Origin of the sequence: Pseudogemmobacter hezensis (assembly GCF_013155295.1) — a bacterium.
Classification (GTDB): domain Bacteria; phylum Pseudomonadota; class Alphaproteobacteria; order Rhodobacterales; family Rhodobacteraceae; genus Pseudogemmobacter; species Pseudogemmobacter hezensis.
Genome location: NZ_JABJXT010000012.1, coordinates 130,000 through 151,573, shown reverse-complemented (window position 1 = coordinate 151,573; position 21,574 = coordinate 130,000). Strand labels below are relative to the sequence as shown.

Genomic DNA, 21,574 nt, shown 5'->3' with positions numbered 1-21,574 from the left:
GGTTCAGATCCGCATCGCACTCATGAACCGCTTCACATCACTCGGAACGCCCGAGACCGTCCGCATGCGCTGAAGATAACCGGGAAAGGGGTATCTGCGCCCCCAAGCCGAATAGCGCAACAAAGCCCGTTGAACCCCTCACGGAATTTGCGCAACAGAGCCGCGCACCCCGCAAAGAGCTGAAGCCAGGGGATCGCTGCGGTGTGATGATCGCGCTTTCCAAAGGCGGCAAACTCCTGGAATACTGACACCTCCGCTGTTTCAGACAAGCGGCAGAGGTCGATTTTTCTTGCCAGGACGCAGAGCACAGGCATGAATATGGCGAGACTGACCTGGATTTCGCCATATGGATTCATATATCTCCCCGGAAAGCCTTTCTGCTCTGATCGCCAGGATTTACGATTGCGCCCTTGATCCCGCGCTTTGGTCTGAGGCGATGGCCGCGATTTGCGATGAGCTTGATCTTCGCACCGGCGTTGTCAGCCTGATCGATCTGGAAACGGGCCAGCCTTTGCTGGCCTCTGCGACCGGGTTTGATCCTGCCTGGCTGGGGCGGTTGCACGAATTCTCGGACGGGCTGGTTTCGCTTTGGGGCGGTGATGCCGTTGTGCGGAATATGCCGCTTGAGGAACCGGCGGTGCTTTCGGCGGTCAATCCGGTTGCGATTTCCGGGGACAGCGATGATCCATTTCATCTCGGCTTCAATCGGCCGCAGGGGTTCGTCGATGCGATTGCCGTGGGGCTGACACGCGATAAGACCACGCTGGGGACCATCGGTTTCAACCGTCATGAAAGCCATGGGCTGGTCGGCCCGCGCGAGATTGAGATCATGCGGCTTCTGGTGCCACATCTGCAACGCGCAATAGCCGTAAGCCGTGTGCTGGAACTGCAACAGATCCGTCAGACGAGTTTGGAAACCGCGCTGCACAATATCAGCGTTCCCCTCTTCATGGTCGACAGCGATCTGAAACTGCATTTCCACAATCGTGCGGCAGAGAAGGTTATCGCGGAATGCGGCATTCTCAGGGTGGCCAACGGCACCCTTATCCTGACGGACCCGGAGGCGCAGCGCCGCGTCAGAAAGGCGCTGCTTTCGGTCAGCGCATGCGAGGAGCCTGCTCAGGCCAGCCCCTTTGGCACTGCCTTTACGGATGCACAGAATGAGCCATGGGTCGCGCATGTACTGCCGCTTACCGACAGGTCCGGAATGGCCGGCGCGCAATGCATGCTTTTCCTTGCGGGTCCGTCCACGCGCGACAGATCGGTTGCACTGGAGGCCCTCGCGTCTCTTTACGCGCTGACAGGCGCAGAGACCCAGATCCTGCAGCGGCTTTGCACAGGTCAGTCTGCCAGGCAGATTGCCGAGGAACTTGGTATCGCACCCAGCACTCTGAAAACCCATACGCTGCGGATCTATGAGAAGACAGGGCTGCATCGCCAGGCCGAGCTGGTCGCGCTGGCCCGTGGTGCACTTGCCCCGGTCTGAACTGCACAGCCAACACGGCCAGAGCCAGATCGGGCCTGCTTCGATCCTGAACGCCCCGGGCACCACCTCATCGCATCGAATGCGATGGGGCCCCGCATCACGATGCGCCTCGCGACCGCGGTGCGCAGTATCGTCCAGACAAGGCACCCCGGCTCAGTGCCGCCTCAGCCGCGCTGACTGCCCATCAGCCCAAAGCTGGCCTCCTCGCTGCCCGCGCCATGTCCGGTGCAGTGAGCAGATCACAGGGCTTGCGGGCCCAATGACTTTTGCCGATGCCAGGCGGTCCGCCGCGCAGCAGCGGGGGTAGCCGGCGGCCTTCCAGCCCTCGCGAACGGAACGGCGCATGGTATGCCATCCGCCCCGCGATCGGGTCAGGTTCGATGCTGACGGATTGAGACAACACGCGCCCTCATTGCCGCGAACGGCAGAGGCGTTGGCGATCCCGAGAAGGGGCAGGGAGTTAAAGCCGTAGTCGTCAGAAGCCAGACGAGCGCCGCAAGCGGCGTCCCAAATCTGGCGTCATCTCGTAAGGCTTACTCTTGCCGCCCAAAAGGCCGCCAATAAGTGAGCCAGCAGCGCCTGCGAGCGCGGGACCGAGAGACATCAGGACACCGTGAAGGGAAGCAACCGCGCCGAGGCCGCAAGCGATAGGCCTGGCATCAGGAAAGACATAGAGGATGCCCGCGATCAAAAGGCCGAGGACATAAGGAGCCAAGGGCCGCGGTTTTTGCGTATCAGAAGCCTTTAAGCAAATAATATCCGCATAATTATGATTATGTATCTTTTGCCGCGACCAATCTGCCCACCGGGCCAAATTAAATATCCGCGCCCCGTTTAGGTTGTGGCGGGTTGTAAGAAACCCAAGCAGCGCTGTCAGCGGGTGCCGCGATTGATTTCAAAATGATTTAAGCTACTGGCTGTACCTGTTGAGGGTGCTGGTGCTGCCGAAACATGCCCCCGGCGGGCGGCTGTCCGGCGGTCTTTGCGGAAATCGCAGAGGGCGAACCAGAGGGGCGCCGATCGCCTCAGCCAGAGCGAAAGGCGCAAAACCCAGGCGACCGGCGCATTGGTCTGGTATGCGCCCCAGGAGCCTGACTGCGCTGCGGCTTAGAGGATTGCATCCCCGGTAAGTGATCTCAGCGCAGAAATATTCTCTTTGCCACCAGGCTGCGACAGATATATTTTCCCGGCACGGTTCGTGATGCGGAATATTTTTCTGACTTTCTGTGGTAATATGGAACCTTGTCAGAGTCGCCGTGCCCGCTTTTATACGCGCCGGAGCCGACCGATCAGCCAGTGGATAACGACGGAGCCACCATGAGCTATACACCCGCGACCCGATCCGAGCCCTTCCCGCGGGAAGAGGGCTGGCGCGATGTTCTGGTGATCGGCGGCGGGGCCAGCGGCGTGCTTTTTGCGGCCAATCTTTTGCGCCAGGACACCGATCTGCGGGTGACCGTGGTCGAGGGGCGGCACCTTCTGGGCTGCGGCATCGCCTATTCCACCAGCGATCCCGACCATCTTCTGAACACCCGCGTCCATAATATGAGCGCCTTCCCGGAAGATCCCGATCACTTCCTGCACTGGCTGCAAAAGCAGGGGCAAGAGGGGCCGGATGGCGGCGATTATGACGCTGACAGCTTTGTCGGACGCGCCACCTATGGCAGCTATCTGTCGTGCCTGCTGGCGCCCTGGACGGCCTCGGGGCGGCTGGTGTGCATCAAGGCAAATTGTCTTGGCCTCAGCGAGCGGGAGGGCGGCGTCAAGGTTACCCTCGATGACGGGCGGCAGCTGAAGGGCGCCTATGCGGTGCTGGCCACCGGCCATGTGGTGCCGAAAGAGGATCCCTCGGGGCTGATCTCCGGGGCCTGGTCGATTACCGCGCCGCCCGATGCCGATGCGCCGGTAATGATCATCGGCACCGGGTTGTCGATGGTCGATCAGGTTCTGTCACTGGAGAGAGCGGGCCATCGGGGGCCGATCACTGCGATCTCTCGCCGGGGCCTTTTGCCCCGCAGCCACGGGCCGGGTGCGCCGCTGAAAATCCCGGCGGAAGAGGTGCCATTCGGGGCCCCGATCAGCCAGCTTTTGCACTGGTTCCGTCAGCTGGCGACCCGCGCGGATGCCGAAGGCGGCAGCTGGCGCTCGGCGGTTGATGGGGTGCGGCCATGGGTCAGCCGGATCTGGCAAAACATGAGCATCGATCAGCGCAAACGCTTTTTGCGCCATGCCGCAACCTGGTGGGAGGTGCATCGCCACCGCATCCCCCCCGCCTCTGCCGCACGGCTGGAGGCCGCGATTGACAGCACCCGCCTGGTGATCAAACGCGCCGCCTTTTTGCGGGCAGAGCCTGGCACGGGCAAAGAGGTTCGCGCCGTGATCCAGCCGCGCGGCAGCGCCCTGCCGCAAACCATATCCCTGGGGCGGATCATCGATTGCCGGGGCATCCGCAATGACCCTGAGAAGAACGCCACACCCCTGATGGCCGGGCTTTTGGCCGAGGGTGCGGCGCGGGTTGATCCGCTGCGCCTTGGGTTTGAGGTGACCGTCGAGGCGCGGCTGATCGGCCAGGACGGCACAGCCTCGGACCGGCTGTTCGCGCTTGGCCCGGTGTCGCGGGCGATGTTCTGGGAAATCACCGCCATTCCCGACATTCGCGTTCAGGCCGGCCAAATGGCCCGCTTCATCGCGGAAAAAGCCGGGGCCACAGCGGCGTAATCAGACCGCCGCAGACCCTGTATTCGCAGACCCAGCATTTCAGTTATGCGGGGCCCGGGCCTGCAGCAGCGCCTTGGCGAAAAGCGCGATGATGGCGATCACCGTCAGTGTCGAGGCGGCGGCAAAGGCGGCAACCCCGGTATTGAGGTCATTGAACAGCTGTTCAACCTGCAAAGGCAGCGTATTGGTCTGCCCGCGCGTGCGCCCCGACACGACCGAGACGCCGCCGAACTCGCCCACCGCGCGGGCAGAACACAGGACCGCGCCATAGAGCAGCGCCCAGCGGATCCCAGGCAGCGTCACATAGCGAAACACCTGCCAGCCTTTTGCACCAAGGGTAACGGCAGCCTCTTCCTGCTCAGACCCTTTGGCCAGCATCAGGGGCAGCACCTCGCGGGCGACGAAGGGCGCGGTCACGAACATGGTGACCAGGATGATCCCCGGCAGCGCGAAGAGGATGGTGATATTGTGCTCTTGCAGGAAAGGGCCCAGGATCCCGCGGCGTCCGTAAAGCAAAAGGTAGCAGATCCCGGCAATGATCGGCGAGATCGAGAAGGGAATCTCGACCAGCGTCATCAAAAGCCCGCGCCCCGGAAAACGGAAGCGGGCCACGACCCAGGCCACGGCGATGCCGAAAGCGACGTTGACCGGCACGACCACGATGGTCACGATCACCGTCAGCCAGATCGCATGCAGCGTGTCAGGCGTGGTGATCGCCGCCCAATAGGGGCCGACCCCATCGGCAAAAGCGCGGCGGAAGATATAGGCCAGCGGCGCGACAATCATCACCGCCGTCAGCACCACCGCGAGACCAATCAGAAAACGCTGCACACCCTGCCCGCTTTTTGTGGCCAGATGGCGGCTGGCGGCGATCTGTTCTTCTGCGCTGATCATTTACCGCCCTCCCGGTAGCGGGCTGCCCGGATCTGGAACAGGTTGGACAAGAGCAAAAGCAAAAGCGCCATGCACAAAAGCACCAGCGCAATCGCCGCTGCGCCTGCATAATTGTCCTCTTCGATGCGGATAAAGGCCAGAAGCGAGGCGATCTCGGTCTGCCCGGGCAGGTTGCCCGCGATGAAAACCACCGCGCCAAATTCGCCCAGCGAACGCGCCATGGAAACCGTGCAGCCGCCCAGCCAGGCAGGCAGGATCGCGGGCAGGATCACCCGGTAGAACACCTGCCATGGCGTCGCGCCCAGCGTCTTTGCCGCCTCTTCAATCGCCGGATCCAGATCTTCCAGTACCGGCTGCACGGCGCGAACCACGAAAGGGATCGAGGTGAAGGCCATGGCGATGATGATGCCCGGCAGCGCATAGACAACCTGGAAGCCTGCAGCCTCAAGCGGGCCACCGAACCAGCCATTCGCTGAGAACAGCGCTGTCAGCGCCAGCCCGGCCACAGCTGTCGGCAGGGCGAAGGGGATATCCATCAGCCCGTCCAGAATGACGCGGCCGCGAAATTCGTAGCGCGTCAGAACCCAGGCCATCAACAGCCCGTAGAACGCATTGATCAGCGTGGCGATCCCAGCCGCCACAAGCGTCACGCGAAAGGCATTCAATGCAGAATTCGAGGTGACGAAGCGCAAGAACCGCTCCCACCCGATGCCGGCGCCGGTCAGCACCAGCGCAGCAATCGGGATCAGGATGATCACCGTCAGGTATAAAAGCGTGGTGCCGAGGCTCAGTGTGAACCCCGGCAGAACGCGCTTTGGCCGGATACGGGCAGAAGCGGTTGTCATGTGTCAGATCAGTTGTTGAACAGCGTTTCGAGGATGCCACCTTCCGAGAGGTGCTCTTCACGGATCTTCGCCCAGCCGCCAAAGGCCTCATTGACGGTGACCAGTTTCACCTCGGGCAGGCTTTCTTTGAACTCGGCGGCGACGCTGGCATCGGTCACCCGGTAGTGGTTTTGCGCCAGGATTTTCTGGGCCTCAGGGGTATAAAGCCAGCTGAGATAAGCGTTTGAGACCTCGGTCGAGCCATTCTTCTCGGCATTCGCGGCCACGACGGCCACCGGGAAGGCGGCGAAGAGCGAAACCGAAGGCGTCACGCGGACAAACTCTTTATCGGCATATTGCGCGGCGATACCTGCGGTTTCAGCCTCAAAGGTGATCAGAACGTCGCCGATTTCACGCTCGGCAAAGGTCTGGGTGGCAGCGCGGCCGCCCGTGTCAAACACCGGCACATTGGCGAAGAGTTTGGTGATGAATTCCTGGGCCTCTTCCTGGTTGCCGCCATTCGCGTCAAGCGCATAGGCATAGGCCGCCAGATAGGTGTAACGCCCGTTCCCCGAGGTGCGCGGGTTCGGGAAAACCACTTTCACGTCCTCGCGGGTCAGGTCGTTCCAGTCTTTGATGCCCTTGGGATTGTCCTTGCGGACAAGGAAAGCGGGCAGCGAGTAATAGGGCGAGGCGCCGTTCGGGAACAGCTCGCGCCAGTTTTCCGGCACCAGACCGCCCTGAACGAGGGTGTCGATATCGGTTTCCTGGTTGAAGGTGACCACATCGGCGGGCAGGCCTTCCAGCACAGCGCGCGCCTGGGCCGAGGAACCGGCATGGCTTTGGTCGATGGTCACGTCACGGCCGGTTTTCGCCTTCCAGTCGGCAGCGAAAACGGGGTTCAGCGCTTCGAACAATTCGCGGGCGATGTCATAGCTGACGTTCAGGATCTTGTCCTGGGCCAGCGCAGGCGCGGTGCTCAGCACCAGCACCGCCGCAGCGGCGCGCAGGTTTGAGATAAGGCTCATATCTGTGTCTCCTTGACGGGAACGGGTTTCTGTTCGGGAACGGGCTGGCTGTGGCCGGATCGGCCAGAGAGCGTATCAGGGAAAAGCGTGCCAGCCTCGACCCGCAAGAGAACGGTCTGGCCGGGGGTAAGGGTGTCAGCGGCGCGGCGCAGGACCTCGACGGTGATCTCCTGGCCGCCGGGGCCGCTCAGAACCGGGCGCAAAACCGCCCCGGTCGAGCTGACATGCTTCACCCGCCAAAGCCCTGCCGGATCGGCAATCGGCGTCAGATCGCCCGGACGCACGAAAAGCGTGGCAGGGCCATCGGCAAAGGCCCGCCGCTCCAGCCGCGCGGCGTCGATGCCCGGGGCGGATGCCCGGCCCGCCGTCACTGTGACAGGCAGCTCAATCGTCGCCCCCATGAAACGGGCCACAAAGGGCGAGGCCGGATGATCATGGATCTGGTCAGCGGTGCCGATCTGTTCGATCTTGCCCTCACCCATGATGACGACACGGTCGGCCAGCTCGAAAGCCTCGTCCTGGTCATGGGTGACGAAGATCGTCGTCGACCCCGAGGCATCATGGACCGAGCGCAGCCAGGCCCGCAGATCGCGGCGCACGGCGGCATCCAGGGCGCCAAAGGGCTCATCCAGCAAGAGAACGCGCGGCTCGATCGCCAGCGCCCGACCAAGGGCCACCCGCTGGCGCTGCCCGCCCGAAAGCTGCCCCGGCAGACGGTCCGCCAGATGCGGGATCTGCAGGAATTGCAGCAACTCATCCACCCGCGCCGCAATCGCCGCAGCGTCAGGCCGGGTCTTTTGCGGCCGCACCGTCAGACCAAAGGCGATATTCTTGCGCACCGTCATATGCGGAAACAGCGCGTAATGCTGAAAGACGAAACCGATCCGGCGATCGCGCGCCGCAATCGCCAGCCAGTCGGTGCCGTCAACCTCCAGCTTGCCGTAATCAGGCCAGTCGAGGCCCGCAATGATGCGCAAAAGTGTGGTTTTTCCTGACCCCGACGGGCCCAGCAAAGCGATCAGCTCGCCGTCGCGGACCTCAAGATCGATCCCCTTCAGCACCTCATTGCGGGCAAAGCTTTTGCGCAGACCTGCGATTTCAATGGCCATTCCGGTCTCCGATTCCGACAGGTCTCTGTGCCTGTTGCACTCTTGCGGCGCAAGAAACAAATCGGGCCGGATGCCCCGATGCCGAGGAATGAAATTCCAAATGGCCGGGTGTCACATGGGCTTTGCTGGTGGTTTTGTTCTCTGGCAGTAAATAATTCCCCTGCCGCCGCGCAGATGCCTGCGACGGCGTTCCTTTTTCAGAATGGCGGGGCGGAAAGGGCATTATACTCGACCTGTATTGTCGCCATTTGTATACAGGGCGCTGACAGCCGCGGCAATTTCACATTTCTCAGCAATGCGTCAGATATGCCCGCAAAATCCGGCATTAAAGAGAATATTTATGCTGTCACGGCGCAAGGCTGGCCGCCTGCCCCCGCAAATCGCTCTGCCAGCCCTGCCACCTGCCTGATGCTGCCACCTGCCCCGCCGGAAATCTTGACCAAGGGCCGCGTTGCTGCTAGCGAAAGCGCACTACAGGAACGCGCCGATTTGAAGCTCAGATTGCGGGCGCGAAAAAAATGCAGCTAAAGCGAAGGCGCCATTCAGCCCTTCGACATTGTTATTCGGAGGGGCCAATGGCCAATAACGCGAATGCGATTCGCAAACCTGTCGCCGCATCTGCCAGCCCGGCAGGCTCTGTGATCCCGGTCAGTTCGATCAATGATCTGCGCCAGACATTTCCGGGCAAAACCCTGGTATTCGAGGCCGATCTGACGCTTGATGCCAGCTGGAACGGGCTGGGGCGGCTGGCTGAAATTTTCAGCGAGGCCGGGCTGGGGTTAAAGGCCTTGCGCTGCAATCAGGCCGGGGGCGTCACGTGTCTGCTGGTTGATGGTGGCCGTGATCCTGGCCCGCTGGCCGCGCGCCTTGCGGCAGAGCCGGGGATCAATCTTTCGGGCTGGGTTACCCATATTCAGTATGACTGACCGCAGCCAGGGGCGCTGCAGGCCGGTGCAGGCAACAAAGCGCCGATCTTTTTGCCACCAGGCGATTCCTGACCAGGGCTTTGCCTTGCGACTGTGTCTTATGGCACCATCTTTATTCCGGCCTTCTTACTGTCAGGGGGCGCTGCAACGATCTGTTCCGCTTTGATGATACCGATGACCCGCTCTGCGCTTCCCCGGCCCCTCTGGCCGCCCATTGACCTTTCCGGGCAATGGGATGGTTGCGCCTGGGCGGCAAAACGTGCTTTTCTGCGCGCGTATTCGGCTCTGAGACGGAAGCGGATGATCTTTGGCGATGGGCCCATCACAGCGCGGGTTGGCTCTGGTCAGGATATGGCCGGTGGCCCGCAGGGGGCTGCATGCGAGGCGGGCACCGCAGCCGCCGTGACAGAGGCTGCGGCTATTACAGAAACGGCCCAGACCGGAGGCCATGGCTCTGGCCCCGACTGGCTGGTGCAGCGCACGATTCGCGGTGATGCCGGGGCGTTCGAGGCGCTGCTGACGCATTATTACCCCTTTATCACCCGGGTTGCCTGCCGCTGGCTGGGGCATCGCGCCGATGCCGAGGATGTCACACAGTCGGTTTGCATGCGCCTGGCGGATACGATCCGCAGCTTCGACGGCCGTGCGCCGTTTCAAAGCTGGCTTTACCGGGTCACGCTGAATGCGGTGCGCGATCATCAGCGGGCCGTCAACCGTCGTGGCAGGCTGGTGGCGGCCGCCGCCCTGCTGAGCGAAGAGTTCCACCAGGGCGATCAGGAAGAGGCGCTGCATCTTTCTGATATCTGGCGGGCGGTGCGCGCGCTTCCCGAAAAACAGCGCGATGCGATCCTGCTGGTGCATGGTGAGGGCCTCAGCCAGCGCGAGGCTGCAAGCGTCATGGGCTGCAGAGAAGTCACCATCTCCTGGCACATCCACCAGGCGCGCAAATCACTGAGGGGGGTGCTGTGAGCACGGAAAAAGACCCCCTCGACGCGCTGTCGCGCCTCAGCCTGCCTGCCGCCGATCCGGCGCGGATGCGGGCCGATATCGCGCTGGCGCGGGCGCGGTTTGCCAGCGCGGGCCTGCCCGGTGCGGCACATGCCCCGGCAGGCCAGGTGAAAACCGGCTTGCTCGGCTGGCTGCGCGACCGGATCGGTCTTGTTTCAACCGGCCTTATCGGCAGCCTCTCGGTCGCCGGGCTGGCTGCGATCGCCTTTTTGCCAGAGCGTGCGGGCCGAGGAGAGAGTCTTCTGGCCGAGAGTGATCAGCCCCCCCTGGCACCGATTGCCCCTGCCCCCGCCGATGTCTCTGTCCTGGCCGGTGCACCACCCGCGCCACCTGCCCCGCCAGCGCGTCCGGCGGCACCTGTGACCGCGGCCCCACCCGTAACTGCAATTGCTTCCGCAGAAGCGCCGTCCAGCCCTGTTCAGTCCGAAGTGGGCCAGTCAGAAGTGGCCAGCCCCATTCAACCTGCGCCCCTGGATGACTCTCTCTCCCGGTTTGCCGCCGCAAAGCCAGAGCGCAGCGCCCCTGCATCCGGCAGCGACAGCTTTGGTGCCGCAGACATACAGGCCAGCGGGGCCGAGCGCATCAGCGGCACCACCCTGCCCCGCATCGGCGGACAGCCTGGCCTGCGCCCCCCGGACCTGAACCGGGATCTGAACCGGGATCCGGCGCAGGTCAGCCTGCGCTTGCCTGCGCCGGATGCGGTATTTTCAGGTGGGCTGGGCTTTACCTTCTCTGGCGATGAAAGCGGCTTCTGGCTGGAGCGGGATTCGGGCAACCTGCGTATCCCCACAGATGCGGTCGCGCCCGGAACCCGGTTTGACATGACCCGGATGTTCGTTCTGAAACCGCGTCAGGATCTGCCGGCCTTCTTCGTGATCATGGGCGTGGCAGATGGCGTGGACGCCTGGCAGATCTTCCGCATCGGCGATGACGAGATCCTCTATGACAGCACCCTGACCCGACTGCTGAAGGATGCAGTCACCCCCGGCCAGGTTGAGGGAATGCTGACGCAACTGCCCGCAGCCAACTGAAAATGCCTCTGGCGCAGGGCATGTCTGCGGCGCCGGAAGGCATATCATTTGCCAAGTGTCATAAAATCGTTACATTCGGCGGATCGGCGAAATGCGCCGCCAATCCCGGACGGCGCGGCTGATCTGCAAAGAGGCAGGCATTTTGGGCTCGGTTTCTGTCATGATCGGATTGGGCGGCGCGGTCGCCCTCTTGCTGTTTGGCCTGGCGCTGGTCAAAGACGGGGTGACGCTGGCCTTTGGGCCAAAGCTGCGCAAGGGCTTGCATGCGGGCACCTCGGGGCCGTTTCGCGCCTTTCTCAGCGGCCTTGTGGTGACGGTTTTCCTGCAAAGCTCAACCGCGACCGCGCTGATGATCGCCTCTTTTGTCGGGCGCGGTCTGGTCGCGGGCACGGCCGCGCAGATCGTGCTTTTGGGCGCGAATATCGGCACGGCCGTGACCGCCTGGCTGGTGGCGGCGGGCACGGCGGTGATTGCGCCTGCGCTTTTGCTGATCGGCTATGTGATCCGCCGCAGCCGTGACAGCAATATCACCAAAGGCGGCGGCAATGCGCTGATCGGTATCGGGCTGATGCTGCTGTCGCTGTACCATCTCAGCGCCGCGACCGAGCCTTTGCGCAGCCATCCGGCGCTTTTGGCCTTTATCGGTCTTTTGGACAATGCGCTGCCGGTGGCGCTGATCTTTGCCGCCGTGCTTGCGCTGATTTCCTCATCCTCGCTGGCGGTCGTGGTGCTGATCCTGACGCTGTCGCATGGCGATATGCTCAGCATCCCGCTGGTTTTCGCGCTGGTTCTGGGCGCAAATATCGGCGGCGCTGTCATGCCGGTGCTGGCGACAATGCATGCGCCTGCCGCCACGCGCCGGGTGATGTGGGGCAATCTGGGGGTGCGGGTGCTGGGCGCACTGGCGGTGATGCCCTTTGCCGAACAGATCGCGGCCTGGCTTTCGCTTTTGCAGCTGCCCCCGGCGATGCTGCCTGTTGACATCCATCTGGGCTATAACCTGGTGCTGGGCCTGCTGGTCTGGCCACTGTCTGGTCTGCTGTCGCGCCTGATGGAGCGGCTGATCCCCGATGATCCGACCCTCGAATTCGGCCCCGAGTTCATCGCCGAGAAAGAGCTGGCCACCCCCGCCCTGGCCCTGGCCTCTGCCATGCGCGAGGTGCTGCGGATCGGCGATCTGATCGAGACCATGCTGATGCGCACCATCAGCGCCTTTGAAAGCAATACCCGCAGCCCTCTGGCCGGGATCCAGGCGCTTGAGGGCCAGGTTGACCGCCTGCAGCAAGAGGTGAAGCTCTACCTCTCAAAACTGAATCGCTCAGAGCTGAGCGAGGCCGAGGCCTCTGGCTCGATGAATCTGATGGATTACGCGATCAACCTGGAACATATCGGCGATATTATCGAGAAGGGCCTTGCTGAGGCGGTCTGGAAAAAGGTCGACAATGGTCTGACATTCTCAGCGGATGGCGTGGCAGAGCTGCGCGAACTTTTTGATATCACGCTGCAAAACCTGCGGATCGCCCAGACGGTGCTGGTCAGCCATGATCTGAACCTTGCGCGTCAGCTGATGGAGATCAAAGAGCGCGTCCGCCATGTCGAGCGGCGCTCGGCTGAAAACCATCTGCAGCGCCTGCAAGAAGGGCGGCGCGAAAGCATCCGCACCTCATCGCTGCATCTGGACATCCTGCGCGATCTGAAACGGATCAACGCCCATCTGGTGACGGTTGCGCATCCGATCCTGGATGATCGCGGCCTTTTGCGCGAAAGCAGGCTGCGCGAGACCGGACGCGATATCGGGCCAGCCGCTGCGGATACAAGCCCCGCGCATCCTGCCCGGCCGCCCGCTGCCAGCTGACAGACCGCTATTCAGGCCCGGATCAGAACCCGGGCCCGGTGTCAGGCGCGAAACAGGCGACGTTCGCGGGCCGGAATTGCACTGCCTTCGGTGACGACCCGACGCAGCAGCGGGGCCCAATAGGCATGGCCATAATTGGGCGCACGCATCATGCGCTGATAGCGCTCTTCCAGCAATGCCTGCAGATCGGCCTCATATTCTTCGAGATAATCCGCCGGCGGGGTATCAGAGTTACGCGCCGCGAATAGCGCCGTAAGAATAAGAAAGCTGACATTGCCGCTGACTGCATAGGCCAGGCCCATCACAATCAGCCCACCATCAAGATACCATGCCAAAATGGCGCCAACAAAACCAAGGAAACCACTCAAAATCATGAGAACAGCAGCCATAACTGCATCCTTCCTATGTCAGAGCATCCTTTGCAGATGTCGAGGGTCGTTCAACTCCTGGTAGTTTTCCCGTGATCTGTGGCCTAAAGAAGGCAAAGAAGAGAATTATCAACTTATTTGGAATATATTTTAGCGATCCGCTCCGGGGCCGCTTCTGCCCGGCTCCTGGCAGGTGAAACCACACCGAAGGTGATCGTTCCCGGCCAGTATCGCTTACAGCATGGATGCCTGGCTGCCTGCTTCCCAGGACAGAGCCTGCCGGATATTGTTTTTCTGGCCTTTTGCAGCGTCAGGCCTGAGCAGCCAGCACCATGACGCAACACTTCTGAGACGCGGCAGTCTGGCCTCTTAACCCGCAAGCGCGCTGATGTAATCATGCGCCTTAGCTGCCGTTTCTGCCGGGGACTGGCCTGGCCGGAAAAGGCCAGAGCCAAGGCCGAATCCTGCCGCCCCAGCCTTGCGATATGCGGCCATCGTGGAAGGGCTGATCCCACCCACGGCCAGCATCGGCACCGCCGCGGGAACAACTGCGCGAAAGGCGTTGACGGCGGCAGGCGGGATGATCTCGGCGGGGAACAGCTTCAGGAAATCAGCCCCGGCGGCAATCGCGGCAAAGATCTCGGTCGCGGTTGCGACGCCTGGCCCATAGATCAGCCCCGCCGCACGGGTGGCCGCAGCAACCTCTGGCGAGAAATTCGGGGCAACGATCAGCCGCCCGCCCGCAGCAGTCACAGCATCAACATCGGCAGGCGTCAGCACGGTGCCCGCGCCGATCACCACGCGATCGCCAAACCGCGCGGTCAGAAGGCGGATGCTTTGCAGCGCCGAAGGCGAGTTCAGCGGCACTTCGATCAGCGTGAATCCAGCCTCGATCAGGGCGGCGCTATGGGCTTCGGCCTCGTCAGGGGTGATGCCGCGCAGGATCGCCACCAGCGGGCAGGCGGCAAAGGCCTCTTTGAAAGTTTTCATCCGATCAGCCCTGCTTTGGTTGCGATTTCGAAAAGCCCGCGCCGGTTCATCCCCTGGGGCGCGATTGCGGCGGCGATGCCAAAGGCGGCGAAAGCGCGGGCGTAACGTTCCGCCAGATCTCCGCGGCCGATGATGGTGACCGCCTGATCCGCGCCCCCGGCAAGACCCATCCCCTGGGCAAGACCCGCGCGGATCTCATCACCGATCAGCAGCCCTGACAGGTAGTCGGCGATTTCCCCGGGGGCCAGGCTGCCCGCCAGCGCAAGACTGCGGGCAGAGAAGGCGCGCGCCATCAAAGCCCCCTCGCCCCGACCTGCAGCAAGGCCCCGCTCAAAAGCGGCCCCCGGGTCTGCGCCGGTCTGCGCCCCCGCATCCATCAGACGCCCCAGGATCGAGTGGTCCCGCAGCACCGCAAAGGCCTCGCCGGTCATGCAGGTCTGGAAGGCGGTGATCTTTCCCGCTGTCACCCGCACCCATTTGCTATGGGTGCCCGGCAGCACGAAAAGCCTTTGCCCCGCTGTCTGACGCTGGCCAGCCTGATCTGACGCAACCTGGCCGATCACCTCGGTTTCCTCGCCGCGCATGACATCGGGGAAGTCACCATCCATATCCGAAGAGGCCCCGGTCACGAAATGGATCCGCCTGCCACGGCTGGTCTGATGCGGGCTCAGCGCCCCGGCAAGGGCGGCGGCATCCAACGGCAAGGGCAGATAGGGTGTCTCGACCCAGCCATTGCGGCTGGTAATCATCCCGGCGGCGATCAGCGGCACCTGGATCGCTATGGTTCTGTCATCCAGCCGGGTCAGCGCCTGTTCCAGGCTGGCCTCGAAATCGCCATCGCGCACCGAGAGGATGCCCTGATCGCCGCTGGTGCTGCGCAGCACCTGGCCCTGGGCATCCAGCGCCCAGGCCCGAAAGCTGGTGGTGCCCCAGTCAATGGCGATCAATGCGGCGGCGCTCAATGCGGTCATGTCGTGAACCTGTAGCGGGTTGTGGCGTGATAGCGCTCGCCTGGGCGCAAAATCGTGTCCGGGAAATGCGGGTGGTTGACGGCATCGGGCCAGGCCTGGGTCTCAAGCGCGGTCCCGGCAAAGGGACCATAGCTTTGCCCGTCAAGGCCCGGGGTCCCGCTGAAATGGCGACCGTCATAGATCTGCAGCCCGGGCTCTGTGGTCTCAATCTGCATCTTTAGCCCGCCCTGCCCGGCCAGGCTGGCGACCGGGCGCAGGGGGCCGCGCTCTGACGCAAAGCAAAGGTTGTGATCATAGCCAGCAGGGGCAATGGCGCGGGGGGTGCGAAAGTCAAACGCCGTGCCGCTGACATCGGCGACAGCGCCCGTCGGGATCAGGGTGGCATCGACGGGCAGATAGTGATCCGCCGCGACCTGCAGCTGATGGCCCCGGATATCCCCGCTGTCATCAAGGCAGAAATAGCCGTGATGCGCCAGATTGACGGGGGTGGGCGCGTCGGTGGTGGCGCTGAGATCAAAGCCCAGCACGTCATCGGTGACCGAAATCCTGGCCTCGATCTGCAGCGCACCCGGAAAGCCCATATGGCCATCGGGCAGATCAAGGCCCAGAACGGCGTAATCGGGGCCCTGGTCTTTGATGTGCCAGATCTGGTGATGGATGCCGTCCCGCCCGCCATGCAGGAGGTTTTCGCCCTCATTCGCGTCAACGCGGATCTGCCGCCCGTCCAGCGCAAACCGCGCCCCGCCGATCCGATTGGCAACCCGCCCGACCAGCGCGCCCACGTACAGCCCAGGCCCAAAATAGGGCGCAAGCGTCGGAAAACCCAGCACCAGCGGATGCGCAACACCCGCCAGCCGCAGATCCTGCACCGTCGCGCCCATGGTCAGGATCCGCGCCGAAAGCTTTTGCCCGCGCAGCCAGATCGCGTGAACCGGGCGGCCATCGGGCATATGGTCGAAAATTTCAGTCGTCATCCCAGGATCACCCTCGGTTCTGGCAGGCCGGTAAAGCCGGGGCTGACCAGCCAGGGCAGGCCCTGATGCGGATCGGGGGCCTCGATCCCTTCCTGGGCGGTGGTGACCAGCATCTCGCAAAGATCCGCGCCACCAAAAGCCGGGCAAGAGGCATGCAGCCCGCCAACATTGACCACATGGCTGCGCTGGCCCGCAGGCGTGTAGCGCATCACCGCGCCCGCGCCCCATTTGGCAATCCAGAGGCCGCCTTCGCTGTCGATCGTCGCGCCATCGGGGTTCAGTCCTTCGGCATTCAGATCAAGAAAGATCCGACGCTCGCCTTTGGGCCAGCCATCCGCATCCAGCGGCTGCGCCCAGACAAGGCCTGCGGCGGTATCGGCGAAATAGGCCAACTGCCCGTCAGGCGCGAAGCTGATCGCATTGGGGATGGTGATCCCCTGGAAAAGCGGGCGAACCTCGCCTAGGTAATAGCGGTAGATCGCACCCGCGCCTGGCTCGGCGCGTTTGCCCATCGTGCTGAACCAGAAGCCGCCCTGGCGATCAGCCCGCCCGTCGTTCGAGCGGGTCTCGGGGCGGTCTGCCCCGGTATCCGAGATGCGCGTCTCTGCCCCGCTGTCCAGATCCAGCACGAAAAGCCCGTCCTCGGCCGAGATCAGCAGATGATCCGCATCGACCCAGCCCGCGGCTGAGACCATACGCTTAAACCGCCAGTCTTTCCCCGGGCTGAGCAGGCGGCGGTTGAGGATGTCGAACCAGAAATACTGCTGGCGCGCGGGGTGCCAGAGGGCACCCTCGCCCAGCTCACAGATGCGGGTGTCGAAAGGGGTCATGCCTCACCTCGTGCCAGTCTTGCCTGAGAAATCTTCACCAGACCCTTTTGCAAGAGGATGAAGACCAGCAGCAAGAGACCAATCACGATCCTGATCCACCAGGACAAAAGCTGGCCATCAAAGGTGATATAGGTCTGGATCAGGCCCATGGTCAGCACCCCGATCAGGGTGCCGAACATATAGCCCGCCCCCCCCGTCAGCAGCGTGCCGCCAATCACCACCGCCGCAATCGCGCTGAGTTCAGCCCCAACGGCCGCCAGCGAATAGCCAGAGCCATTGTTGACCGCGAACACGATGCCCGCCAGCCCCGCCATCAGCCCGGAAAAGGCATAGACCACTACCGTCGTGCGGCGCTGACGCACCCCCATCAGCCGCGCCGTCGCCTCGCCGCCGCCAAGCGCATAGACCGATGCGCCAAAGCGCGTCTTATGCGCGATGATCATGCCCGCCAGCACCGTCACCAGCATCAGCACACCGATCAGCGTCAAGCGCCCCTTGCCGGGCATCAGCCAATAGGCGCCCTGCAGGGTCTTGAAAAACTCATGGGTGATCGGCACCGATTCAATCGACAGAAGATAGGCACCGCCACGGGCCAGAAACATCCCCGCCAGCGTCACGATAAAGGCGGGCATGGCGAGAACGTCGATCAGCCAGCCCATTGCCGCGCCGTAAGCCGTGGTCAGCACCAGCACCATCGCAAAGATCACCAGCGGATGCAGCGTGGTGTCGCGCAGCATGACGGCGATGAACACCCCCGAGAAGGCAATGACCGATCCAACCGAAAGATCGATCCCGCCCGACAGGATCACCAGCGTCATCCCCACCGCGACAATCCCCAGCCAGGCATTGTCGGTCAAAAGATTGCCGATCACCCGTGTCGACAGCATATTCGGGAATTGCAGCCAGCAGATCACCCAGCCAAGCAGGAAGATCCCGATGGTTACAAAAAGCGGAAGCGTGCGGGTGTTCATGCGGCACCTCCATTGCGGCCACGTCGCTGGCGCAGCTCTTCGCGCCAGAAGCTCCATTCGCGCATCAGTGCGGGGGCCTGGACCACCAGGATCACCAGCACCAGAACCGCCTTGATCACCAGGTTGTATTCCGAGGGGAAGCCCGCCAGCCGGATCCCCGAAGAGATGGTCTGGATGATCACCGCCCCCGTCACCGAGGCCGCGATAGAGAACCGCCCGCCCAGAAGCGAATTGCCCCCGATCACCACCGCGAGGATGGCGTCCAGCTCCAGCCAGAGGCCGGCGTTATTGGCATCCGCGCCGCGAATATCGGCGGTGACGATCAGCCCGGCCAGCGCCGCGCAAAGCCCCATCGCCATATAGACCGCGATCAGCAGCACATTGGCATTGACCCCCGCCACAGCCGAGGCCTGACGGTTGATCCCCACTGCCTCAATCAGCAGCCCAAGGGCGGTGCGGCGCATCAAAAGCGCGACCAGCACAGCCGTGCCCGCCCAGATCCAGAACGGCACCGGCAGGCCCAAAAGCGTGCCAGAGCCGATAAAGGCAAAGGCCGGGTCGGTGAAAGTCAGGATCCGCCCCTCGGTGATCATCTGCGCGATGCCGCGCCCCATGGTCATCAGGATCAGCGTGGCGACAAAGGGTTGCACCCCGATCCAGGCCACCAGCGCCCCGTTCCACAGCCCTGCGGCCAGCCCCGCCAGGGCCGCGTAAATCAACGCCACCGGCAGACCATAGCCCGCGCTGATCGCATAGGCCGCCGAAGCGCCGCAAATCGCCATGATCGCGCCGACCGACAGATCAATGCCGCGCGTCGCAATCACCAGCGTCATCCCCACGGCCAGCAATGCCACCGGGGCCGAGCGTTTCAGAATGTCGATCACCGGCCCGACCAGCCGCCCGTCATTATAGGTGACCGACAGGAAGCCGGGATAGAAAAGTGAGATCAGCACCACCAGCGCCGCCAGCGCCAAAAGCTGCGGCGCGATACGTTTCAACAGCTCTGGCATCAGACTGCCCCCTCTTTCGCGTCGCCCGCAATGGCGCGCATGATCGCCTCGCCCGAGATCTGATCGCCTTCAAGCGCCGCTATATGGCGGCGGTCGCGCAACACGATCACCCGGTCGGCGACAGCGACCAGCTCGTCCAGCTCAGATGAAATCACCAGCAGCGACATGCCTTTGGCGACCAGCTCGTGGATCAGGTGCACGATCTCGGCATGGGCGCCGACATCGATGCCGCGCGTCGGCTCGTCCAGGATCAGAAAACGCGGGTTCATCGCCAGCCAGCGCGCCAGCACCGCCTTTTGCTGATTGCCTCCCGAGAGCTCGCCTATCGGCTTTTCGCGCCCCGTCGTGCGGATATCGAGGCGTTTGATATAGTCATCAGCGATGCGGTTCTGTTCGGCCCGGGCGATGGGCCGCGCCCAGCCGCGCCGCGCCTGCAGCGCCAGAATGATATTCTCGCGGATCGAAAGATCGGCGACGATGCCGTCGGTCTTGCGATCCTCGGGCGCGAAGCCAAAGCCCGCCGCAATCGCCTCACGCGGGCTGCGCAGCGACAGGCGGCGGCCTGCGTCCAGCGCCTCGCCGCTGGTGGCGGGCTTCAGGCCAAAAAGCGCCTCGGCGGTTTCCGTCCGCCCTGATCCCAGCAACCCTGCAAGGCCCACAACTTCGCCCTCGCCCACCGTCAGATCGAAAGGCTCAACGGCGGTACGGCGGCCAAAGCCCCGGAATTTCAGCATATCCGGGCGCGGGCCGCGATCTTTGGGCCGCGAATGCAGCACCTCATCTTCCAGCTCGCGCCCCAGCATATGGCCGATCAGCTTGACCCGGTTCAGGCTGGCCGTATCCTCGGTGGTGATATAGCGGCCATTGCGCAAAACCGTGATGCGGTCGGTCAGGTCAAACACCTGATCCAGGAAATGCGAGACGAAAATGATGCCAAGGCCGCGCTCGCGCAGGCCGCGCACCACGTCAAACACCATCCGCACCTCTGCCGCATCAAGGCTGGCGGTCGGCTCATCCAGGATCAGCACCTTGCCCGACAGTTCTACCGCGCGGGCGATGGCGATGATCTGGCGGATCGCCACCGGATAAGAGCCCAGATCGCGGTCGACATTCAGATCCAGCCCATATTGCTGCAAGATCGCCCGCGAGGCCGCCCGCATCCCCCGGGATGAAATCAGCCCGAAGCGACGCGGCTCGCGCCCGAACATCAGGTTCTGCGCCACCGTCAGATTGGGCAGCAGATTGACCTCCTGGTAGACCGTGCCGATGCCCAGTTCCTGGGCCTCTATGGTCGAACGCGGAGCGATTTCAGCCCCGTCCAGCGTGACCGAGCCACCGTCGCGGCTATAGGCCCCGGTCAGGCATTTGATCAGCGTGGATTTTCCCGCACCATTCTCGCCCAGGAGCGCGTGAACCTCGCCTGCCCGCAGGTCGAAATTCACCCCGTCCAGCGCTTTGGTGCCCGGAAATGTCTTGGTCAGTGACCGGATAGATAAAAGCGTCACGAAAAGCACCCCGCTTTTCACGATGGGGAAGGCAGCGGGCCGGAGCTGTCCGGCCCGCCCGTGATCAGATCAATAGCCCAGATCCTTGCGGGCCTCATACTGGCCGGCCGGATCATCCGCCTGGGTGTAAAGCTTCGACTCGGTCTGGATGAATTTCGCAGGCTCGGTGCCGTCTTTCCAGAAAGCCTCAAGCGCGTCATAGGCCGGGCCTGCCATATTCGGCGTCAGCTCGACGGTGGCATTGGCCTCACCATCGGCCATGGCCTTGAAGATATCGGGAACCGCGTCGATCGAGACCACCAGGATATCGGTGCCAGGCTTCAGTCCGGCCTCTTTGATCGCCTGGATCGCGCCGACCGCCATATCGTCGTTATGGGCGTAAAGCGCGCAGATATCCTTGCCGCCATTTTCAGCCTGCAGGAAGCTTTCCATAACTTCCTTGCCAAGGCTGCGGGTGAAATCCCCGGTCTGGCTTTGCACGATCTTCAGATTGTCATGGCCTGCGATGCCCTGCTCAAAGCCCTTTTTGCGGTCAATCGCCGGGCTGGAGCCGGTGGTGCCCTGCAGTTCCACGATGCGGCAGTCTTTGCCAGCGGCGGCCTCGACCAGCCATTTGCCCGCAACCTCGCCCTCATGCACCAGGTTCGAGCCAACGGCAGTCAGGTAAAGCGAGGGGTCGCTGTCAACCATCCGGTCAAGCAGCACGACCGGGATCTCGGCCTCTTTGGCCTCTTCCAGCACCGCATCCCAGCCGGTGGCAACCACCGGCGCGATCAGGATCGCATCAACGCCCTGCGCGATGAAAGAGCGCACCGCCGCGATCTGGTTTTCCTGCTTTTGCTGCGCATCCGAGAATTGCAGCTGATAGCCGCGCTCTTCCGACTGGATCCGCGTCAGCGAGGTTTCCGCCGCACGCCAGCCCGATTCAGAGCCGATCTGCGAAAAGCCGATTACCTTATCGGCCATGGCCGAGGTCGCACCAAATGCCAGGATCGCGGTGCTGGCAAGCAAAGTTCTGATCTTCATCTTTCTCTCTCCCTGTGAAAAACAAGCCGGTCCTCCTCCGGCATTTTGCA

At 63.0% G+C, this 21,574-nt stretch carries 20 protein-coding genes; 7 read left to right on the top strand and 13 right to left on the bottom strand.

What is annotated here, in order from left to right; all coding sequences use genetic code 11:
• The first annotated feature begins 346 nt into the window (after nt 1-346).
• Both HOY34_RS14475 and HOY34_RS14470 read left to right on the top strand, forming a co-directional pair.
• Nucleotides 347-1,486: a helix-turn-helix transcriptional regulator gene (locus tag HOY34_RS14475; RefSeq protein ID WP_172364064.1), complete on the top strand. Its 1,140-nt coding sequence runs from the start codon at nt 347-349 to the stop codon at nt 1,484-1,486.
• A 1,317-nt stretch (nt 1,487-2,803) separates the two neighbouring features.
• Nucleotides 2,804-4,204, top strand: a complete 1,401-nt coding sequence (locus tag HOY34_RS14470; protein WP_172364062.1) for an FAD/NAD(P)-binding protein — start codon at nt 2,804-2,806, stop codon at nt 4,202-4,204.
• A 39-nt stretch (nt 4,205-4,243) separates the two neighbouring features.
• Here HOY34_RS14470 and cysW read toward each other — a convergent pair whose 3' ends face one another.
• Genes cysW through HOY34_RS14450 form a run of 4 tightly spaced genes read right to left on the bottom strand, consistent with a single transcriptional unit; the run spans nt 4,244 to nt 8,059 of the window.
• Nucleotides 4,244-5,098, bottom strand: coding sequence for a sulfate ABC transporter permease subunit CysW (cysW, locus tag HOY34_RS14465; protein WP_172364060.1), 855 nt, complete (start codon nt 5,096-5,098; stop codon nt 4,244-4,246).
• Nucleotides 5,095-5,943 (bottom strand): sulfate ABC transporter permease subunit CysT, encoded by an 849-nt coding sequence (gene cysT, locus HOY34_RS14460; RefSeq protein WP_172364058.1) that lies wholly within the window; start codon nt 5,941-5,943, stop codon nt 5,095-5,097. Before cysT ends, cysW begins: the two co-directional genes overlap by 4 nt.
• Nucleotides 5,944-5,951: 8 nt before the next feature.
• Nucleotides 5,952-6,950, bottom strand: a complete 999-nt coding sequence (locus HOY34_RS14455) for a sulfate ABC transporter substrate-binding protein (RefSeq protein ID WP_172364056.1) — start codon at nt 6,948-6,950, stop codon at nt 5,952-5,954.
• Nucleotides 6,947-8,059 (bottom strand): sulfate/molybdate ABC transporter ATP-binding protein, encoded by a 1,113-nt coding sequence (locus HOY34_RS14450; RefSeq protein WP_172364054.1) that lies wholly within the window; start codon nt 8,057-8,059, stop codon nt 6,947-6,949. The genes HOY34_RS14455 and HOY34_RS14450 overlap by 4 nt, the downstream gene beginning before the upstream one ends.
• Nucleotides 8,060-8,137: 78 nt before the next feature.
• Between HOY34_RS14450 and HOY34_RS14445 the strand changes: the two genes are divergently transcribed.
• The 5 genes from HOY34_RS14445 (at nt 8,138) to HOY34_RS14425 (ending at nt 12,879) form a co-directional block, all read left to right on the top strand.
• The gene (locus tag HOY34_RS14445; protein ID WP_172364052.1) at nt 8,138-8,587 is read left to right on the top strand and encodes a hypothetical protein; all 450 of its coding nucleotides are present in this window, start codon (nt 8,138-8,140) and stop codon (nt 8,585-8,587) included.
• Between the two features lie 47 nt (nt 8,588-8,634).
• Entirely contained in the window at nt 8,635-8,985 is a 351-nt protein-coding gene (locus HOY34_RS14440) for a hypothetical protein (RefSeq protein WP_172364050.1), read from the top strand.
• A 300-nt stretch (nt 8,986-9,285) separates the two neighbouring features.
• Complete coding sequence (locus HOY34_RS14435) at nt 9,286-9,954, top strand: RNA polymerase sigma factor (RefSeq protein ID WP_216654762.1); 669 nt, start codon at nt 9,286-9,288, stop codon at nt 9,952-9,954.
• On the top strand, nt 9,951-11,024 hold the full coding sequence (locus HOY34_RS14430; RefSeq protein ID WP_172364048.1) for a hypothetical protein: 1,074 nt from the start codon (nt 9,951-9,953) through the stop codon (nt 11,022-11,024). The genes HOY34_RS14435 and HOY34_RS14430 overlap by 4 nt, the downstream gene beginning before the upstream one ends.
• A gap of 91 nt (nt 11,025-11,115) precedes the next feature.
• Nucleotides 11,116-12,879 (top strand): Na/Pi cotransporter family protein, encoded by a 1,764-nt coding sequence (locus HOY34_RS14425; protein WP_216654761.1) that lies wholly within the window; start codon nt 11,116-11,118, stop codon nt 12,877-12,879.
• A gap of 41 nt (nt 12,880-12,920) precedes the next feature.
• Here the strand turns inward: HOY34_RS14425 and HOY34_RS14420 are convergent, their stop codons facing one another.
• The 9 genes from HOY34_RS14420 to ytfQ all read right to left on the bottom strand — a co-directional run bounded on the left by HOY34_RS14420 (nt 12,921) and on the right by ytfQ (nt 21,524).
• Nucleotides 12,921-13,268: a hypothetical protein gene (locus tag HOY34_RS14420; RefSeq protein WP_172364046.1), complete on the bottom strand. Its 348-nt coding sequence runs from the start codon at nt 13,266-13,268 to the stop codon at nt 12,921-12,923.
• Between the two features lie 348 nt (nt 13,269-13,616).
• Nucleotides 13,617-14,237, bottom strand: coding sequence for a 2-dehydro-3-deoxy-6-phosphogalactonate aldolase (locus tag HOY34_RS14415; RefSeq protein WP_172364044.1), 621 nt, complete (start codon nt 14,235-14,237; stop codon nt 13,617-13,619).
• Entirely contained in the window at nt 14,234-15,208 is a 975-nt protein-coding gene (locus HOY34_RS14410) for a 2-dehydro-3-deoxygalactonokinase (protein ID WP_172364042.1), read from the bottom strand. The genes HOY34_RS14415 and HOY34_RS14410 overlap by 4 nt, the downstream gene beginning before the upstream one ends.
• The gene (locus HOY34_RS14405; RefSeq protein ID WP_172364040.1) at nt 15,205-16,182 is read right to left on the bottom strand and encodes an aldose epimerase family protein; all 978 of its coding nucleotides are present in this window, start codon (nt 16,180-16,182) and stop codon (nt 15,205-15,207) included. Before HOY34_RS14405 ends, HOY34_RS14410 begins: the two co-directional genes overlap by 4 nt.
• Nucleotides 16,179-17,012, bottom strand: coding sequence for an SMP-30/gluconolactonase/LRE family protein (locus HOY34_RS14400; protein WP_172364038.1), 834 nt, complete (start codon nt 17,010-17,012; stop codon nt 16,179-16,181). The genes HOY34_RS14405 and HOY34_RS14400 overlap by 4 nt, the downstream gene beginning before the upstream one ends.
• On the bottom strand, nt 17,009-17,983 hold the full coding sequence (gene yjfF / locus HOY34_RS14395) for a galactofuranose ABC transporter, permease protein YjfF (protein WP_172364036.1): 975 nt from the start codon (nt 17,981-17,983) through the stop codon (nt 17,009-17,011). The genes HOY34_RS14400 and yjfF overlap by 4 nt, the downstream gene beginning before the upstream one ends.
• Nucleotides 17,980-18,993, bottom strand: a complete 1,014-nt coding sequence (locus HOY34_RS14390; RefSeq protein ID WP_172364034.1) for an ABC transporter permease — start codon at nt 18,991-18,993, stop codon at nt 17,980-17,982. Before HOY34_RS14390 ends, yjfF begins: the two co-directional genes overlap by 4 nt.
• Nucleotides 18,993-20,498 (bottom strand): sugar ABC transporter ATP-binding protein, encoded by a 1,506-nt coding sequence (locus HOY34_RS14385; RefSeq protein WP_366926962.1) that lies wholly within the window; start codon nt 20,496-20,498, stop codon nt 18,993-18,995. Before HOY34_RS14385 ends, HOY34_RS14390 begins: the two co-directional genes overlap by 1 nt.
• A 69-nt stretch (nt 20,499-20,567) precedes the next feature.
• On the bottom strand, nt 20,568-21,524 hold the full coding sequence (gene ytfQ / locus HOY34_RS14380) for a galactofuranose ABC transporter, galactofuranose-binding protein YtfQ (protein ID WP_172364030.1): 957 nt from the start codon (nt 21,522-21,524) through the stop codon (nt 20,568-20,570).
• Nucleotides 21,525-21,574: the final 50 nt, after the last annotated feature.

Bases quoted from the DNA above. Each gene is read 5' to 3' on its own strand.
- HOY34_RS14475 (WP_172364064.1), top strand. From the start codon at position 347: ATGGATTCATATATCTCCCCGGAAAGCCTTTCTGCTCTGATCGCCAGG.
- HOY34_RS14470 (WP_172364062.1), top strand. From the start codon at position 2,804: ATGAGCTATACACCCGCGACCCGATCCGAGCCCTTCCCGCGGGAAGAG.
- cysW (WP_172364060.1), bottom strand. From the start codon at position 5,098: ATGATCAGCGCAGAAGAACAGATCGCCGCCAGCCGCCATCTGGCCACA.
- cysT (WP_172364058.1), bottom strand. From the start codon at position 5,943: ATGACAACCGCTTCTGCCCGTATCCGGCCAAAGCGCGTTCTGCCGGGG.
- HOY34_RS14455 (WP_172364056.1), bottom strand. From the start codon at position 6,950: ATGAGCCTTATCTCAAACCTGCGCGCCGCTGCGGCGGTGCTGGTGCTG.
- HOY34_RS14450 (WP_172364054.1), bottom strand. From the start codon at position 8,059: ATGGCCATTGAAATCGCAGGTCTGCGCAAAAGCTTTGCCCGCAATGAG.
- HOY34_RS14445 (WP_172364052.1), top strand. From the start codon at position 8,138: ATGCCGAGGAATGAAATTCCAAATGGCCGGGTGTCACATGGGCTTTGC.
- HOY34_RS14440 (WP_172364050.1), top strand. From the start codon at position 8,635: ATGGCCAATAACGCGAATGCGATTCGCAAACCTGTCGCCGCATCTGCC.
- HOY34_RS14435 (WP_216654762.1), top strand. From the start codon at position 9,286: ATGATCTTTGGCGATGGGCCCATCACAGCGCGGGTTGGCTCTGGTCAG.
- HOY34_RS14425 (WP_216654761.1), top strand. From the start codon at position 11,116: ATGCGCCGCCAATCCCGGACGGCGCGGCTGATCTGCAAAGAGGCAGGC.
- HOY34_RS14420 (WP_172364046.1), bottom strand. From the start codon at position 13,268: ATGGCTGCTGTTCTCATGATTTTGAGTGGTTTCCTTGGTTTTGTTGGC.
- HOY34_RS14415 (WP_172364044.1), bottom strand. From the start codon at position 14,237: ATGAAAACTTTCAAAGAGGCCTTTGCCGCCTGCCCGCTGGTGGCGATC.
- HOY34_RS14410 (WP_172364042.1), bottom strand. From the start codon at position 15,208: ATGACCGCATTGAGCGCCGCCGCATTGATCGCCATTGACTGGGGCACC.
- HOY34_RS14405 (WP_172364040.1), bottom strand. From the start codon at position 16,182: ATGACGACTGAAATTTTCGACCATATGCCCGATGGCCGCCCGGTTCAC.
- HOY34_RS14400 (WP_172364038.1), bottom strand. From the start codon at position 17,012: ATGACCCCTTTCGACACCCGCATCTGTGAGCTGGGCGAGGGTGCCCTC.
- yjfF (WP_172364036.1), bottom strand. From the start codon at position 17,983: ATGAACACCCGCACGCTTCCGCTTTTTGTAACCATCGGGATCTTCCTG.
- HOY34_RS14390 (WP_172364034.1), bottom strand. From the start codon at position 18,993: ATGCCAGAGCTGTTGAAACGTATCGCGCCGCAGCTTTTGGCGCTGGCG.
- ytfQ (WP_172364030.1), bottom strand. From the start codon at position 21,524: ATGAAGATCAGAACTTTGCTTGCCAGCACCGCGATCCTGGCATTTGGT.